Origin of the sequence: Salmonella sp. 32070601201500089SM (assembly GCF_017573605.1) — a bacterium.
GTDB lineage: Bacteria > Pseudomonadota > Gammaproteobacteria > Enterobacterales > Enterobacteriaceae > Salmonella > Salmonella enterica.
The window spans coordinates 33,918-51,090 of sequence record NZ_JAGETK010000006.1 but is presented as its reverse complement, the minus strand read 5'-3'; the positions used below and the strand labels follow the sequence as shown (position 1 = coordinate 51,090).

General features: G+C 52.0%; 17 protein-coding genes. 16 read left to right on the top strand and 1 reads right to left on the bottom strand.

Annotation, left to right across the window (positions count from 1 at the left end; genetic code table 11):
* Positions 1–82 precede the first annotated feature (82 nt).
* From J4728_RS11530 to J4728_RS11465, 14 genes are all read left to right on the top strand, one after another.
* Complete coding sequence (locus J4728_RS11530) at positions 83–586, top strand: ESA_00282 family adhesion-associated protein (RefSeq protein WP_001736383.1); 504 nt, start codon at positions 83–85, stop codon at positions 584–586.
* Positions 587–865: 279 nt separating this feature from the next.
* The gene (locus tag J4728_RS11525; protein WP_000439335.1) at positions 866–1,360 is read left to right on the top strand and encodes a TIGR00645 family protein; all 495 of its coding nucleotides are present in this window, start codon (positions 866–868) and stop codon (positions 1,358–1,360) included.
* Between the two features lie 306 nt (positions 1,361–1,666).
* Complete coding sequence (locus J4728_RS11520) at positions 1,667–3,310, top strand: methyl-accepting chemotaxis protein (protein ID WP_001238434.1); 1,644 nt, start codon at positions 1,667–1,669, stop codon at positions 3,308–3,310.
* Positions 3,311–3,394: 84 nt separating this feature from the next.
* Entirely contained in the window at positions 3,395–3,682 is a 288-nt protein-coding gene (locus tag J4728_RS11515) for a DUF2623 family protein (protein ID WP_001059119.1), read from the top strand.
* A gap of 189 nt (positions 3,683–3,871) precedes the next feature.
* Positions 3,872–4,990: a hydrogenase 2 small subunit gene (gene hybO, locus J4728_RS11510; protein ID WP_000145429.1), complete on the top strand. Its 1,119-nt coding sequence runs from the start codon at positions 3,872–3,874 to the stop codon at positions 4,988–4,990.
* A gap of 2 nt (positions 4,991–4,992) precedes the next feature.
* On the top strand, positions 4,993–5,979 hold the full coding sequence (gene hybA, locus J4728_RS11505; RefSeq protein ID WP_001081721.1) for a hydrogenase 2 operon protein HybA: 987 nt from the start codon (positions 4,993–4,995) through the stop codon (positions 5,977–5,979).
* Positions 5,969–7,147 (top strand): Ni/Fe-hydrogenase cytochrome b subunit, encoded by a 1,179-nt coding sequence (gene hybB, locus J4728_RS11500; RefSeq protein ID WP_000017678.1) that lies wholly within the window; start codon positions 5,969–5,971, stop codon positions 7,145–7,147. The genes hybA and hybB overlap by 11 nt, the downstream gene beginning before the upstream one ends.
* Complete coding sequence (gene hybC / locus J4728_RS11495) at positions 7,144–8,847, top strand: hydrogenase 2 large subunit (protein WP_208211771.1); 1,704 nt, start codon at positions 7,144–7,146, stop codon at positions 8,845–8,847. Before hybB ends, hybC begins: the two co-directional genes overlap by 4 nt.
* Positions 8,847–9,341, top strand: coding sequence for a HyaD/HybD family hydrogenase maturation endopeptidase (locus J4728_RS11490; protein ID WP_001221960.1), 495 nt, complete (start codon positions 8,847–8,849; stop codon positions 9,339–9,341). Before hybC ends, J4728_RS11490 begins: the two co-directional genes overlap by 1 nt.
* A complete protein-coding gene (hybE, locus tag J4728_RS11485; protein WP_000004951.1) occupies positions 9,334–9,822 on the top strand; it encodes a hydrogenase-2 assembly chaperone in 489 nt (162 codons plus the stop codon). The genes J4728_RS11490 and hybE overlap by 8 nt, the downstream gene beginning before the upstream one ends.
* Complete coding sequence (gene hypA / locus J4728_RS11480) at positions 9,815–10,156, top strand: hydrogenase maturation nickel metallochaperone HypA (RefSeq protein WP_000544945.1); 342 nt, start codon at positions 9,815–9,817, stop codon at positions 10,154–10,156. Before hybE ends, hypA begins: the two co-directional genes overlap by 8 nt.
* Before the next feature lie 27 nt (positions 10,157–10,183).
* A complete protein-coding gene (gene hybG, locus J4728_RS11475; protein ID WP_000334887.1) occupies positions 10,184–10,432 on the top strand; it encodes a hydrogenase maturation factor HybG in 249 nt (82 codons plus the stop codon).
* A gap of 75 nt (positions 10,433–10,507) precedes the next feature.
* Positions 10,508–11,560 carry an ABC transporter substrate-binding protein gene (locus tag J4728_RS11470; protein ID WP_208211769.1) on the top strand — a complete coding sequence of 351 codons (1,053 nt, stop codon included), beginning with the start codon at positions 10,508–10,510 and terminating at the stop codon, positions 11,558–11,560.
* Positions 11,560–12,270 (top strand): molybdate ABC transporter substrate-binding protein, encoded by a 711-nt coding sequence (locus tag J4728_RS11465; RefSeq protein WP_001748656.1) that lies wholly within the window; start codon positions 11,560–11,562, stop codon positions 12,268–12,270. Before J4728_RS11470 ends, J4728_RS11465 begins: the two co-directional genes overlap by 1 nt.
* A gap of 67 nt (positions 12,271–12,337) precedes the next feature.
* Here the strand turns inward: J4728_RS11465 and yghU are convergent, their stop codons facing one another.
* Positions 12,338–13,204 carry a glutathione-dependent disulfide-bond oxidoreductase gene (yghU, locus tag J4728_RS11460; protein ID WP_000774852.1) on the bottom strand — a complete coding sequence of 289 codons (867 nt, stop codon included), beginning with the start codon at positions 13,202–13,204 and terminating at the stop codon, positions 12,338–12,340.
* A gap of 226 nt (positions 13,205–13,430) precedes the next feature.
* Here yghU and gss point away from each other — a divergent pair, with 226 nt between their 5' ends.
* Positions 13,431–15,287: a bifunctional glutathionylspermidine amidase/synthase gene (gss, locus tag J4728_RS11455; protein ID WP_001626692.1), complete on the top strand. Its 1,857-nt coding sequence runs from the start codon at positions 13,431–13,433 to the stop codon at positions 15,285–15,287.
* A 668-nt stretch (positions 15,288–15,955) separates the two neighbouring features.
* Positions 15,956–17,014, top strand: a complete 1,059-nt coding sequence (locus J4728_RS11450; RefSeq protein WP_000475245.1) for a methyl-accepting chemotaxis protein — start codon at positions 15,956–15,958, stop codon at positions 17,012–17,014.
* The last annotated feature ends 159 nt before the right edge of the window (positions 17,015–17,173 follow it).

Below are 17,173 nucleotides of genomic sequence, written 5' to 3'. Positions count from 1 at the left end.
AGTGGTATACTATTTTTAATAGTGTAGGTTTCGTTGACAATAACATGGTGTAATTTTAAAATCAAAAAAAATGGAGCCTGCTATGAACAGTATTTTTTATTCTGTTATTATATTGCTATTACTGACCGGCGCGATACTCTTCCTGATGTGGGAGGTTAATAAAAAACGTCCTGGTGGAAAAACCGTAAATTTAAATCAAACTGAACCCATGACAAAGGAAGAGGGCGAAGATCATTTCTCAGTATTAATGAATTCGATAACGCCGGTATGGTACTGGCGCGTTAACCATGAATATATCGATTTCCTTCATGCAACGATAAAACGAATGACAATGACTGAGTTGAATGAAACGCCAGGATTATTTGACGCACAGCGTCGTTGCAGCGACCTTAACTCTGCCGTTTATAAGTATTACGACAATATTAAGAAGCGTTGTCTGAACGGAGAAAAGGTGCCGTATTCGGATTTGGACGTCCTGAATTTACGTCAGTGTTTTCGCGAGTTCAGTCTTGAGGCCTACCCGGCATTGGTCGCGCTGGTATGGCCGGAATATCAGCGCCCGCAGGTTAACCCGGATGAGATTTAGAGCCTATCCCATTAGGGCTATTTTACTTGCCATTTTGGACCTGGGCAGTGCTCGCCAAAACGCGTTAGCGTTTTGAACGCCGCTAGCGGCGGCCCGAAGGGCGAGCGTAGCGAGTCAAACCTCACGTACTACGTGTACGCTCCGGTTTTTGCGCGCTGTCCGTGTCCAAACTGGCTGCGCCAATAACGCCTGGTGGGATAGGCTCTTAACTGGCATGTTGATCTGATGTTGCATGGTTGAGATATACTGTTGCTGGTTTTAGTTACCTGACAGGTCCCTATGGAACGCTTTCTTGAAAATGTAATGTATGCGTCTCGCTGGCTGCTCGCGCCGGTGTATTTTGGCCTCTCTTTGGCGCTGATCGCTTTAGCGCTAAAATTTTTCCAGGAAATTCTACACGTTCTGCCGAACGTTTTTGCCCTGGCGGAGGCCGATCTGATCCTGGTGCTGTTATCGCTGGTTGATATGACGCTGGTCGGCGGGTTGCTGGTAATGGTCATGTTCTCCGGGTATGAAAACTTTGTCTCTCAGCTGGATATCTCTGCGGGCAAGGAGAAGCTGAACTGGCTGGGGAAAATGGATGCGACTTCGCTAAAAAATAAGGTGGCGGCATCGATAGTCGCTATCTCTTCCATTCACCTGTTACGCGTGTTTATGGACGCGAAAAACGTCCCGGATAACAAATTAATGTGGTATGTCATCATCCATCTGACCTTTGTCCTGTCGGCATTTGTGATGGGCTATCTGGACAGATTGACGCGGCATAACCATTGAGCCGCCGTCAACGGCGGGGCAGTCGGGCAAAGGACGCTGAGCCCGGCTGTAAAACAGCGCTTCTTTAACGGCGGATAACCGTCTCCCTGCAGCCTTACGCAATATTTTTACTACATCTATTCATTTACTCAGTAATAAGACTAAAAGATTTTCTCTGCGTTCACAGATATATAACATCTGCGGGTACGTGAACGGCGATAACTGTAAAAAAATGGAGAATGCATTATATATTCTCCGCGCCTTGCCGATAACGAGAGTGCGTCATCGTCTGATGACTAATCTCTTATATTCAGCAAGGAAATTCATATGCGTTTGCTGCAAAACTTTACTATTCGTATGGTCATGCTGACGATACTGGGACTTTTTTGTCTACTCTGGTCGGGGGTGGGGTTATACAGCGTCCATGCTTTATCCGAAGTTTCGGAAGGAAATGATATTGACCGGCATCTTGTGCGGCAAATGACGGTGCTAAGCCAGGGTAACGATCAATATTTCCGCTTTGTTACCCGCCTTAGCCGCGCGATGGATGTAAAAATCGGCGGCGGCACGCCCGATTTTGCGCCCGCCCGGCAGTCGCTCGAGAATATGCGTCAGAAGCTGGAGGAGATGAAAGCGCTATCGCCAGGGCCGATGAACCCTGATATCTCAAGGGAGGTCTTGTCCAACTGGCAGGCCTTGCTGGAGAAAGGCGTCGTTCCTCAAATGCAACTGGCGCAGCAAGGATCGCTAACCGCCTGGAGCGAACATGCCAGTACGGTCACGCCCGCACTCAGTCGCGCGTTCGGCGCCAGCGCGGAACGGTTTAGTCATGAAGCTGGCGCCATGCTGGATAACACACGTGTGATGGTCGATGGTAAAACCTATACCATCCGCATCCTGCTTATCACGGCGGTGATTCTGGGCATTGCTATCCTGATTTTTACCGATCGCTATCTGGTTGCAATGATGGTGAAACCGCTGGAGCGCATCCGTCAGCAATTTCAGCGCATCGCGCAAGGCGATCTTAGCCAGCCGATTGAAGCGTTGGGGCGTAACTGCGTAGGCCGGTTGGTGCCGCTACTGCGCGCGATGCAGGACAGTTTACGCGAAGCCGTGAGTACGATCCGCGCCGGAAGCGACAATATCTGGCGCGGCGCGACGGAAATTTCTACCGGTAATAACGATCTCTCTTCCCGAACGGAAGAACAGGCCGCCGCGCTGGAAGAAACTGCCGCCAGCATGGAACAGCTTACCGCAACGGTGAAAATGAACGCCGAACACGCCCGCCAGGCGAGTCAGCTTGCGGATGCCGCCTCGCTAACGGCAGGAAAAGGCGGTGAACTGGTTTCCGATGTGGTAGAAACAATGAACGGTATTTCCGCCAGTTCGCAGCAGATCGCCGAAATTACTACCGTGATTAATAGTATTGCTTTCCAGACCAATATTCTGGCCTTGAACGCAGCGGTAGAAGCGGCCAGAGCGGGCGAGCAGGGACGCGGCTTCGCGGTGGTCGCCGGTGAGGTACGTAACCTGGCCAGCCGCAGCGCGGGGGCGGCGAAAGAAATTGAAGCCTTAATTGGCGAATCGGTACGTCGCGTAGCGCAAGGCGCGCAGTTGGTCCAGGAGACCGGCGCGACGATGGACGCCATCCTGCGCGGCGTCACGGAAGTGACGACGATTATGAAACAGATCGCGTCCGCCTCCGAAGAGCAGAGTAAAGGTATCTCTCAGGTTGGCGTGGCGATCACGCAAATGGATAGCGTTACGCAACAAAACGCCGCGCTGGTTGAGCAGGTTTCCGCGGCGGCAGCGGCGCTGGAACGGCAGACGGAGGATTTGCAACGCTCCGTACAGCAGTTCCGGCTTTCCGCTAGTGAGCCGCAACAACGCGTAACGGCGAAAGCGGCGCCTGGCGTTCAGAGAATGGCGTCGGCTCCCGCACAGTCTACTGATGAATGGGTTTCCTTCTGATGTGAAGCAAAAAAGCGCGTAATGCGCTGGCCTTCATTTAATTAGTCTCTATATAATTTATTATATAGCGACTAAGGAGGTCAGATGAATAATCATTTTGGGAAAGGGTTAATGGCCGGGTTGCACGCGCCATATGCATATAGCGCGCATCATGCGGTGAATTTCTGTTCTGAGTATAAACGTGGCTTTGTATTGGGTTTTACACACCGTATGTTCGAAAAGACCGGCGATCGTCAACTTAGCGCGTGGGAGGCTGGAATTCTGACGCGTCGCTATGGTCTGGATAAAGAAATGGTGATGGATTTCTTTAAAGAGAATCATTCCGGGATGGCGGTTCGCTTCTTTATGGCCGGTTATCGACTCGAAGGTTGATCCAACAGGGGTATTATCTTGCTTTAATTAATTACACTATCGCCTCTTCCCTTCGTTTTACTGTTCCGTCGAAGTATTATGGCGCACATAACCATAAAAAAAGTGTGGTAAATGGCGTACCGATCGCAATAACTTCTTCGCGAACAGTGCAAAATAAAAGCCAGGTCTTCGTAACGGAATAACTATAAAATGACTGGAGATAATACTCTCATCACTTCTCACGGCATTAACCGTCGTGATTTCATGAAGCTTTGTGCAGCACTGGCCGCTACTATGGGGCTCAGTAGCAAAGCCGCCGCAGAAATGGCAGAATCGGTATCCAATCCACAGCGTCCGCCCGTTATCTGGATTGGCGCTCAGGAGTGTACCGGTTGTACCGAATCACTGCTTCGTGCTACACACCCAACCGTTGAAAACCTCGTTCTGGAGACCATCTCTCTGGAATACCACGAGGTGCTTTCCGCCGCATTCGGTCACCAGGTCGAAGAAAACAAACATAACGCTCTGGAGAAGTATAAAGGGCAATATGTTCTGGTGGTGGATGGTTCTATCCCACTAAAAGATAACGGTATCTACTGCATGGTTGCCGGCGAGCCGATCGTGGATCACATCCGCAAAGCCGCCGACGGCGCAGCCGCGATTATCGCTATCGGTTCCTGCTCGGCATGGGGCGGCGTTGCTGCGGCTGGCGTAAACCCAACCGGCGCTGTCAGTCTGCAGGAAGTCTTACCGGGCAAAACGGTTATCAATATTCCAGGTTGTCCGCCAAACCCGCATAACTTCCTGGCGACCGTCGCGCATATCATCACTTACGGCACGCCGCCGAAGCTGGATGCGAAAAATCGTCCAACCTTTGCCTATGGCCGTCTGATTCATGAGCATTGCGAACGTCGTCCACACTTCGACGCAGGCCGTTTTGCCAAAGAATTTGGCGACGAAGGCCACCGTCAGGGCTGGTGTCTCTACCATCTTGGCTGTAAAGGGCCGGAAACCTGGGGCAACTGTTCTACGTTACAGTTCTGTGACGTTGGCGGCGTCTGGCCAGTGGCGATCGGTCATCCTTGCTATGGCTGTAACGAAGAAGGTATCGGCTTCCATAAGGGCATTCACCAGCTTGCTCATGTCGAAAACCAAACTCCGCGTTCAGAGAAACCTGACGTCAATATGAAAGAAGGCGGCAATATCTCTGCGGGCGCTGTCGGTCTGCTTGGCGGCGTAGTCGGTCTGGTTGCCGGCGTCAGCGTGATGGCGGTACGTGAACTGGGGCGTCAGCAAAAGAAAGATAACGCTGACTCACGGGGAGAATAACCGTGAACAGACGTGACTTTATTAAAGCAGCCTCCGGTGGAGCATTGCTGTTGGGCGCCGCGCCGTCTGTCAGCCATGCGGCTGCAGAAAACCGTCCGCCGATTCCAGGTTCGCTGGGCATGTTGTATGACTCTACGCTGTGCGTGGGCTGTCAGGCCTGCGTCACAAAGTGTCAGGATATCAACTTCCCGGCGCGTAACCCGGAAGGGGAGCAGACCTGGTCGAACAACGACAAACTGTCGCCGTATACCAATAACATTATCCAGGTATGGCGTAGCGGCACGGGCGTGAACAAAGATCAGGAAGAGAACGGCTATGCCTACATCAAGAAACAGTGTATGCACTGCGTCGATCCTAACTGCGTTTCCGTTTGTCCGGTGTCGGCGCTGAAAAAAGATCCGAAAACCGGCATCGTCCACTATGACAAAGATGTCTGCACCGGCTGCCGTTACTGTATGGTCGCCTGTCCGTACAACGTACCTAAGTACGACTACAACAACCCGTTTGGCGCGCTTCACAAGTGTGAGCTGTGTAACCAGAAAGGCGTTGAGCGTCTGGATAAAGGCGGTTTGCCTGGGTGCGTGGAAGTTTGTCCGGCAGGGGCCGTGATTTTCGGTACTCGTGAAGAGCTGATGGCGGAAGCGAAAAAACGTCTGGCCCTCAAACCAGGCAGTGAATATCACTATCCGCGCCAGACGTTGAAAACGGACGACACCTATCTGCATACGGTGCCTAAATACTACCCACACCTCTACGGTGAAAAAGAGGGCGGTGGTACTCAGGTGCTGGTGCTGACAGGCGTTCCTTATGAAGATTTGGATCTGCCGAAGCTGGATGACCTTTCAACCGGAGCGCGCTCCGAGCATGTTCAACACACGCTTTATAAAGGCATGATACTACCCCTGGCTGCGCTGGCGGGCTTAACCGTGCTGGTTCGTCGTAATAGCAAAAACGACCATCACGATGGAGGAGACGATCATGAGTCATGATCCAAAACCGCTGGGCGGAAAAATCATCAGTAAACCGGTCATTATTTTTGGACCGTTAATCGTCCTGTGTATGCTCCTTATCGTGAAGCGTCTGGTCTTCGGGTTGGGCTCCGTTTCCGACCTGAACGGCGGTTTCCCATGGGGCGTCTGGATTGCCTTTGACCTGTTGATCGGCACTGGCTTTGCCTGCGGCGGTTGGGCGTTGGCATGGGCGGTATATGTCTTTAACCGTGGGCAATACCATCCGTTGGTGCGCCCGGCGTTGCTGGCAAGCTTGTTTGGTTACTCGCTGGGCGGCCTGTCGATCACTATCGACGTCGGTCGTTACTGGAACCTGCCGTACTTCTACATTCCAGGTCACTTCAACGTGAACTCGGTACTGTTTGAGACGGCGGTCTGTATGACCATCTACATCGGCGTGATGGCGCTGGAGTTTGCGCCTGCCTTGTTTGAACGTCTGGGCTGGAAAGTGTCGCTCAAGCGTCTGAATAAGGTGATGTTCTTTATTATCGCGCTGGGCGCGCTGTTGCCGACGATGCACCAGTCCTCAATGGGGTCATTGATGATCTCGGCGGGCTATAAAGTGCATCCGCTATGGCAAAGCTATGAAATGCTGCCGCTGTTCTCGGTTCTGACCGCGTTTATCATGGGCTTCTCCATTGTCATATTTGAGGGTTCGCTGGTTCAGGCAGGCCTGAAAGGAAACGGTCCGGATGAGAAAAATTTGTTTGTTAAGCTGACGAATACCATCAGCGTGCTGCTGGCGATTTTCGTCGTCCTGCGCTTTGGCGAACTGATTTATCGCGACAAGCTGTCCTATGCGTTTGCCGGCGATTTTTACTCCGCTATGTTCTGGATTGAAGTCGTCCTGATGGTCTTCCCGTTAGTGGTGCTGCGTGTGGCGAAACTGCGTAATGACTCTCGTATGCTGTACCTGTCGGCGCTGAGCGCGCTGTTGGGCTGCGCGACGTGGCGTCTGACCTATTCGCTGGTGGCATTCAACCCGGGTGGCGGCTACCACTACTTCCCAACCTGGGAAGAATTGTTGATTTCTATTGGTTTTGTGGCCATTGAGATTTGTGCATACATCGTACTCATTCGTCTACTGCCGATACTTCCTCCTTTAAAACAAAACGATCATAATCGTCATGAGGCGAGCAAAGCATGAGCCAGAGAATTACTATTGATCCGGTAACCCGTATTGAGGGTCATTTACGCATTGACTGCGAAATTGAGAACGGCGTCGTATCCAAAGCATGGGCGTCCGGCACCATGTGGCGCGGTATGGAAGAGATCGTGAAGAACCGCGATCCGCGCGATGCGTGGATGATTGTGCAGCGTATTTGCGGCGTTTGTACGACAACTCACGCGATCTCCTCCGTTCGTGCGGCGGAAAGCGCGCTGAATATTGATGTTCCCGTCAACGCGCAGTATATCCGTAATATTATTCTGGCGGCGCATACCACCCATGACCACATTGTCCATTTCTACCAGCTCTCTGCGCTGGACTGGGTGGACATTACCTCTGCGCTGAAAGCCGATCCGGAAAAAGCTTCTGCGATGCTGGATGGCGTGTCGAGCTGGCACCTGAACAGCGCGCAAGAGTTCACGAAAGTTCAGAACAAGATCAAGGATCTTGTCGCCAGCGGTCAGTTAGGTATTTTCGCCAACGGCTACTGGGGGCACCCGGCAATGCAGTTACCGCCGGAGGTCAACCTGATTGCGGTCGCCCACTATCTGCAGGCGCTGGAATGTCAGCGTGACGCTAACCGCGTGGTGGCGTTGCTGGGCGGTAAATCGCCGCATATCCAGAACCTGGCAGTCGGTGGGGTGGCGAACCCGATCAATCTCGACAGTATCGGTACGTTGAACCTTGAACGCCTGATGTACATCAAATCGTTTATCGATAAGCTGAGCGATTTTGTCGAGCAGGTGTATAAAGTGGATACCGCTGTCATCGCGGCCTACTATCCGGAATGGCTGGAGCGCGGCAAAGGCGCGGTGAACTACCTGAGCGCGCCGGAATTCCCGACCGACGGTAAAAACGGCAGTTTCCTGTTCCCGGGCGGTTACATTACCAATGCCGATCTGTCGACATACCGTCCGATCACCTCTCACTCCGACGAGTTCCTGATTAAAGGTATTCAGGAGAGCGCGAAGCACGCCTGGTACAAAGATGAAGCGCCGCAGGCGCCGTGGGAAGGCACTACGATCCCGGCTTACGACGGTTGGTCGGATGACGGTAAATACTCATGGGTCAAGTCGCCGACATTCTACGGCAAAACCGTCGAAGTCGGGCCGCTGGCGAACATGCTGTGTAAACTGGCTGCAGGTCGTGAATCCACGCAGACCAAGCTCAATGAAATCATTGCGCTTTATCAGAAGCTGGCCGGCAAAACGCTGGAAATGGCGCAACTTCACTCTACGCTGGGTCGTATCATCGGGCGTACCGTTCACTGTTGTGAACTGCAAAACATATTGCAGGATCAATACAACGCGCTGATTGTAAATATCGGCAAAGGCGATTACACCACGTTTGTGAAGCCGAACATTCCGGCGACGGGCGAGTGCAAAGGCGTGGGCTTCCTGGAGGCGCCGCGCGGTATGCTGTCTCACTGGATGGTGATTAAAGACGGTATTATCAGTAACTATCAGGCGGTGGTGCCATCGACCTGGAACTCAGGTCCGCGTAACTTCAACGATGACGTGGGGCCGTACGAACAGTCGCTGGTCGGTACGCCGATCGCCGATCCGGCGAAGCCGCTGGAAGTGGTACGTACCATCCACTCCTTCGACCCTTGCATGGCGTGCGCGGTACACGTGGTGGACGCCGATGGCAATGAAGTGGTCTCGGTGAAGGTTTTGTAATGCGGATATTAGTCTTAGGGGTCGGCAATATTTTGCTGACCGATGAAGCCATCGGGGTGCGTATTGTTGAAGCGTTAGAGCAACGATACACCCTGCCGGATTTCGTTGAGATTCTGGATGGCGGTACGGCGGGAATGGAACTTCTTGGCGATATGGCGAATCGGGATCATTTGATCATTGCCGACGCCATCGTGTCGAAAAAGAACGCGCCGGGAACCATTATGGTACTGCGCGACGATGAAGTTCCGGCGCTGTTCACCAACAAAATCTCCCCCCATCAGCTTGGACTGGCCGACGTATTGTCGGCCCTCCGCTTTACCGGCGAGTTTCCGAAGAAACTGACCCTGGTCGGCGTTATTCCACAGTCGCTGGAACCGCACATCGGCTTAACGCCAACCGTCGAGGCGATGATTGAACCTGCGCTTGAGCAGGTTCTTGCTGCGCTGCGTGAATCCGGCGTCGAAGCAATTCCTAAGGAGACGGCGCATGTCTGAAACGTTTTCCGGATTCGACACGGCGCCCGTCGCCCGGGTTCAGGCGGCGTTTGAAGAGATAGCCCATCGTTCGATGCACGATCTTTCGTTTCTGCATCCGACTATGCCAGTGCATGTCTCTGATTTTACGTTATTTGAAGGACAATGGACGGGCACGGTAATTACGCCGTGGATGTTAAGCGCATTAATCTTCCCTGGCCCGGACCAGATCTGGCCCGGGCGTACCGTCGGTGAAAAACTCGGTCTGCAACTGCCTTATGGCACGATGACCTTTACCGTTGGCGAACTGGAAGGCGTTTCGCAATATCTTGCCTGCTCGTTGATGTCGCCGCTTTCCCGTAGCCTGTCGCCGGAAGAGGGCGTCCGGCTGGCGGATGACTGCGCGCGGATGCTGTTATCTCTGCCGGTAAGCAATCCTGATGCGCCGCAGACAAGCCGGCGTGCGTTGCTGTTTGGCCGTCGGAGCTGTGAGAATGCATGAGCTGTCTCTTTGCCAAAGCGCCGTTGAAATTATTCAGCAGCAGGCAGAACAGCACGGCGTGGCGCGCGTCACCGGCGTATGGCTGGAGATAGGCGCGCTTTCGTGCGTTGAAGAGCGCGCGGTTCGTTTCAGCTTTGACATCGCCTGCCAGGGAACTTTAGCGCAAGGGTGCGAATTGCACATCGACTACAGACCGGCCCAGGCCTGGTGCTGGGATTGCAGTCAGGTGGTGGAAATTCTCAGGCATGACGCGCAATGTCCGCATTGTCATGGCGATCGCCTGCGGGTGGATACCGGCGATTCGTTGAAAGTAAAAAGTATTGAGGTCGAATAACCCGCATTTTATTTCAGGTGGTTAACTATGTGTATTGGCGTCCCCGGTCAGGTGCTGGCCGTCGGAGATGATATTCACCAGCTTGCGCAGGTGGAAGTGTGTGGCATCAAACGTGATGTCAATATTGCTCTGATTTGTGAAGGTAAGCCAGCCGATCTGATAGGGCAATGGGTATTGGTACACGTTGGTTTTGCGATGAGCATCATTGACGAAGACGAAGCGAAAGCCACGTTAGATGCGCTGCGCCGCATGGAGTACGACATCACCAGCGCGTGATCCCTTAATCACCTCTATTATATCGCTCTATAATCGTTGTATAATTATTTATATATCGATTGTGGGGCGAAACCTATGAATAAATTTTTGCGCCAGCTCTCTCTGCTGGCGTTGCTTTTTTGCTGGCCGTTAATGTCACAGGCGGCGCGTACTTTTACCGATCAACTTGGCCGCCAGGTCACGGTTCCCGACACCGTCGACAGAGTGGTGGTGTTCCAGCATCAAACGCTCAATCTCCTTGTACAGATGAATGCCACTGACAAAATCGTTGGGGTCATGGCGAACTGGAAACAGCAATTAGGCGACGGCTATGCGCGTCTGGCGCCGGAACTGGCGCAAAAAGCCTCGCTGGGCGATCTAACGCACGTTGATCTTGAAAAACTGGTGGCGCTGCACCCGCAGGTGGTGTTTGTCACGAATTACGCTCCGCAGGAGATGATCGACAAGATCAGCCGTCTTGGCATTCCGGTGGTGGCGATTTCGCTGCGCCATGATATTGCTGGCGAGCAGGCTAAAATGAACCCGACCCTGGCCGATGAAGAGCAGGCTTATAATCGCGGGCTGCGTGAAGGAATAACGCTGATTGGCGATATCGTCAATAAACCGCAGGAGGCGAAAGCGCTGATTGAGGCGATGGATAAAGGTCGCAAGATGGTCAGCGACCGTTTGCAGTCGGTTCCTGAAAATGAGCGAGTTCGCGCCTATATGGCGAATCCGGAGTTGACCACCTACGGTTCCGGTAAATATACCGGTCTGATGATGGCCCATGCGGGGGCGCTGAATGTAGCGGCATCCTCGGTGAAAGGCTTTAAGCAGGTGACAATGGAGCAGGTGATCGCCTGGGATCCGCAGGTGATCTTTGTCCAGAATCGCTATCCAAAGGTCGTCAATGAGATCCTGCACAATCCCCAGTGGCAGGTCATTGACGCGGTGAAGCATCATCGGGTTTACCTGATGCCGGATTATGCCAAAGCCTGGGGATATCCGATGCCGGAGGCGGTGGGAATCGGCGAACTGTGGATGGCGAAAAAACTCTATCCGCAAAAATTCCACGATATTGACATGCAAAAGGCCGCTAACGACTGGTATCAACGTTTTTACCGTACTGACTATCAGGGCGTACAGTGATGCGAATACTGGCAGCGGGGAGCTTGCGCGTCGTCTGGCCGCAGCTAATGACGGCGTTTCAGGCGGATGCGGTATGTGATTTCGGTCCGGCGGGGCTGTTACGTGAACGCATCGAAGCGGGCGAAGCGTGCGACTTTTTTGCTTCGGCGAACCTGGCGCATCCGCAGGCGCTGCTGGAAAGCGGGCGGGCGCTGCGGGTCGCGCCTTTTACGACGAACCGTTTGTGTCTGAGCGTGCGGGCACAGGCGATGCGTGAAGGCGAGGACTGGCTGTCGCTATTAACCCGGCGGGATCTGCGGATCGGCACCTCAACAGCAGGTTGCGATCCTTCCGGCGATTATACGCAGCAGCTTTTTTCGCGGATGGGCAACGAGGGCGAAGCGGTCCGAAAACGCGCGGTAGCGCTGGTTGGCGGCAGGCAGACTTTGCCGTTACCGGCGGGCCGGCTGGCAGCGGAATGGCTCATCAATCATGATTACACCGATATCTTTATCGGCTATGCCAGCTATGCTCCCAGGCTACGGCAGGTTAATTCGCTGCGAGTGATTGATATCCCGGAACCTTATAATCCCGTGGCTGAATATGGCTTTGCCTGCCTGAGCGAGCAGGGAAAAACGCTTGCCGACTTTTTACTGTCAGCACGGGCGAGGTTGATTCTCATGCAACATGGGTTTAGTGAAGCGCCGAATATGACGCACTCGCAGAACTGATAAGCGAAGCGTCAGCAGGGAATACCATGCCGGATGACGACATTACTACCCCATCCGGCATTATGGTTTAACTTTGACGTTTATCTTCGGTATGGTTTTCGAAGTCGCTGGCGTCATGGCGTTCGTGAAGCTGTTCGTTCAATGGGCCGTTGGTCCGGTTGACAATGCGCCCCCGCTTTACCGCCGGACGTTCGGCTACCTGTTTCGCCCAGCGTTGTACGTTTTGATAACTTCCGGCATCCAGAAACTCCGCTGCATCATAGACATTCCCCAGCACCACGTTGCCGAACCACGGCCAGATGGCCATATCGGCAATAGTGTACTCTTCTCCCGCGACATACGGGTGGTGAGCTAACTGCTTATCCAGCACGTCCAGCAGACGCTTGGCTTCCATGGTGAAGCGATTAATGGCGTACTCAATTTTTACCGGCGCATAATGATAGAAATGACCGAAACCGCCACCGAGGAACGGCGCCGCGCCCTGTAGCCAGAACAACCAGTTAAGGGTTTCTGTGCGCTTAGCCAGATCCTGCGGCAGGAAATGGCCAAACTTATCCGCCAGATAAACAAGAATTGCGCCCGACTCAAAAACCCGAATCGGCGGGTTGTGTGAGTTATCGCGCAGCGCCGGGATTTTTGAGTTCGGATTGATGTCAACAAAGCCGCTGGAGAACTGATCGCCCTCGCCGATGCGAATCAACCAGGCGTCATATTCGGCGCCGGTCACGCCCAGCGCCAGGAGCTCTTCCAGCATAATAGTCACTTTCTGGCCGTTAGGCGTCCCCAGCGAATAAAGCTGTAACGGATGTTTGCCGACGGGCAGCGTTTTGTCGTGCGTCGGGCCGGAAACCGGGCGATTAATGTTAGCGAACGCGCCGCCGCCGGATTTATCCCACGTCCAGACTTTTGCGGGTTGATAAGTATTATCTGCCATATTGACCTGCCTTCACAATGGTGGTGTTGAAGCAGTGTAGCAGCTTGCTAGTCGGACATTTAACCGATTGGGACATTCCGGCGAGTGAAATTTTAACCTTCTGGCCTCAGTGTGCCTTATTGAGGTGTATGATTATGTCGACCTCTGTCCGGTTAGTGTCACAGAGCAGACAATCAGAGCGAAATCACGCCAGGCTGCTCAGGCGGTCTTGTTTTGAGGTAAGTGCATGAGCAAAGGAACCACCAGTCAGGATGCCCCCTTCGGGACATTATTGGGTTACGCCCCCGGCGGCGTAGCGATCTACTCTTCAGATTACAATTCCCTCGATCCGTGGGACGACGACGACGCAGCTTTTCGTAGCTACATCGACGATGAATACATGGGGCATAAATGGCAGTGCGTGGAATTTGCCCGCCGTTTTCTCTTTCTGAATTATGGCGTTGTTTTTACTGACGTCGGCATGGCCTGGGAAATCTTCTCGCTACGTTTTCTGCGCGAGGTCGTGAATGACAATATTTTGCCTTTGCAGGCCTTCCCGAACGGTTCGCCGCGCGCGCCGGAGGCCGGGGCGCTGCTCATCTGGCAAAAGGGCGGCGAGTTTAACGAAACCGGGCACGTCGCGATTATCACCCAACTCCTGGATAACAAAATTCGTATTGCTGAGCAAAACGTTATCCACACGCCATTGCCGCCAGGGCAGCAGTGGACTCGCGAACTGGAAATGGTCGTAGAAAACGGGTGTTACACCCTGCGCGACACCTTTGATGACACGACGATTTTAGGCTGGATGATCCAGACCGACGACACGCAATACAGTTTGTCACAGCCTGACATCGCGAATCAGTCGCTGGCGATTCGCGGCGCAAGACTGCCAGAGAAAGGTCAGTTTGACGGTCAGTGGCTGGATGAGCGCGATCCGTTACAAAAAGCCTATGTACAGGCGAACGGGCACGTTATCAATCAGGACCCGTACCAGTATTTTACCATCACCGAGAGCGCTGAACAGGAGCTTATCAAAGCGACCAATGAGTTGCATTTGATGTACCTGCACGCCACGGACAAAGTTTTAAAAGACGATAATCTGCTGGCGCTATTCGATATCCCCAAAATTCTTTGGCCGCGTCTGCGCCTCTCCTGGCAGCGCCGTCGTCACCATATGATCACCGGTCGTATGGATTTCTGCATGGATGAACGCGGGCTGAAAGTCTATGAATACAATGCCGATTCCGCATCATGCCATACCGAAGCGGGATTAATTCTCGAAAAATGGGCTGAGCAGGGCTATACCGGTAAAGGGCATAACCCGGCAGAGGGCTTAATTAACGAGCTGGCAGGCGCCTGGAAACACAGTAAAGCGCGTCCTTTCGTCCATATCATGCAGGATGATGATGTCGAGGAGGACTATCACGCGCAGTTTATGCAGCAGGCGCTGCATCAGGCCGGCTTCGCGAGCAAAATCCTCCGCGGGCTGGGCGAGTTGCGCTGGGATGACGCCGGGCAGTTGATCGATGGCGACGGACGGCTGGTGAATTGTGTCTGGAAAACCTGGGCGTGGGAAACGGCGATGGAGCAGATACGCGAAGTCAGCGAGACGGAGTATGCCGCAGTGCCTATTCGTACCGGGCACCCGGAAAATGAAGTCCGGCTGATTGATGTATTACTGCGCCCGGAAGTGTTGGTGTTTGAACCGCTGTGGACGGTGATCCCGGGCAACAAAGCGATCCTGCCCATCCTGTGGTCGCTGTTCCCGCATCATCGCTATTTGCTCGACACGGATTTTACCGTTAACGATGAGCTGGTGCAGACCGGCTATGCGGTAAAACCGATCGCCGGACGTTGCGGTAGTAATATCGATTTGGTGAGCCATCAGGAAGAGCTCCTGGATAAAACCAGCGGCAAGTTCGCCACGCAGAAAAATATCTATCAGCAGTTGTGGTGCCTGCCGAAGGTCGCCGGGAAGTATATTCAGGTCTGTACGTTTACCGTGGGCGGTAACTACGGCGGTACGTGCCTGCGCGGCGATGATTCATTAGTCATTAAAAAAGAGAGCGATATTGAACCGTTAATCGTCATCAAAGCGTAACGGGGTCATTCTCGTCGGGATATCGGCGTGGGTGCCGATATCCCGCCTGTTGTGTTTACCAGCGAACGGCTATCAGCCTGCCATTTACTAGTAACATATGAGAAATAATATCACAAATTATTCTTAACTTTTCTGACGCAGGCGGTGACGCTCGCCGCGTTGGCGCACTCGTTTCCTGATTTTCGTCTAATTGGTACTTTTTGCGGCTGGTTACGCCGCCCCCTCCCTTTGGATTTAGGTCATGCCTGTTTGGTTGGTAAACGGACAGCATAATATATTGACGAGTTCAAATGACATTATTAGTCATATAAAAAGTTTACGTTAGGTTATTTTTCTATTGCAAAAGTTTGCGTTTAAACCCTGTCTGCAATCTTCGGGCTGAGATATAGATACACCTAAGTAAATGCAGTTAATTATTATTCAACTATTATTGTCAGCCTTGTGAATGATATTTTCGTATAAAGTGAAGCGACTTCCATTATGACTATTAATGGTATTATTGAATAGTTTACTCTGTAATTATTTAAGTTTAGTGGACGTTTTGTCTTATTCTGGTGAACGTATGGTTATGGCAGATGACAGCCGATTTTTCATTATGTTATCATGAGTTGATAATACTTTATCCAGGCATAGATCAGGATGTCCACATATAATAAGGAGAATGGTATATGTTTAAAAAAGTATTAGGCTTGCGCCACTGGAATAATAATGTTGTAAAAATACCGCCGCCAGCAGCAGAATCTGGCGCTAATGCATCTGACGTGGTGGTGGATACTCCTGAGCCTTATGAGCGGATACTGTGTCAAAAAATTCTGATGGGGATCTCGACGATCGATATCATTCGTAATGCCATCATTAAGTCCTGTGAGCAGCTCAACATTGAAAAAGAACGCATTAATGAACTTAACGAACAGAATGATAAAGCCAGAAGTTCATTAAAATCGCTCGTGGAATTTATCACCGAAATTGGCACGACTTCATCGGATATTGGCTGTCGTATGGGCGACTTAAATACCTCCTTAACGCAAATTAATGCGTGTATTAAAGAGATACAGAAGATCGCTAACCAGACCAATTTGATAGCGATTAACTCCGCGATCGAGGCCGCGCGCGTAGGGGATGCCGGGCGTGGTTTTAGCGTTATTTCGAAAGAAGTGAAAAACCTGTCCGAAGATGTTAAACACAGTTCGAAAAGCGTCAGTACGTTAACCTCTGTAATCAAAGATAATACGGCCAGAGTGAGTGAGGTGCTGGATAACCAACAGCCGGTTATTGATAATATTACGACTAACATAAATCAAATTGTGGAGTCTATTGGCATCGTCATCGATAAATCGCTGAGCATGAAATCGGTCATGCAGTACATCTCTACGGTGCAGTTTTTGAATATTGTTAAAGTTGACCATGTTATCTGGAAAATGGAAGTCTACAAATTACTCTTAAATAAAGACATAAACAGCAAAATAACGATGCACGATCAGTGTCGGCTGGGGAAATGGTACTACGGTTTTGAAGGGCAGCAGTTTAGCAATTACTACAGTTTCCGTAGTCTGGAAGCGCCGCATAAAGAGGTGCATAGCGCTGGTCACTCTGCGCTGAACTATTTTGCCGCAGGCGATATGAATGCGATGTCGCAAGAACTCGACAGAATGGAGCGTTCCAGTAATGAGGTGGTTAACCAGCTGGAAATGCTGGCTGTCGATTTATTAAAAGAAACCACACTGTGAAGTCATGAGTTATTACCGTATAACCAACAGGAGCCATCATCAACAGGACTGATGTATCACACTTTCTGCACTGGAGTTATTCCGGACAGAGAAAAAAAGCATGACGCAGAAGATGGCTGTGTTTGTTTACCCGAATCACTTACTTTAGTAAGTGATTCG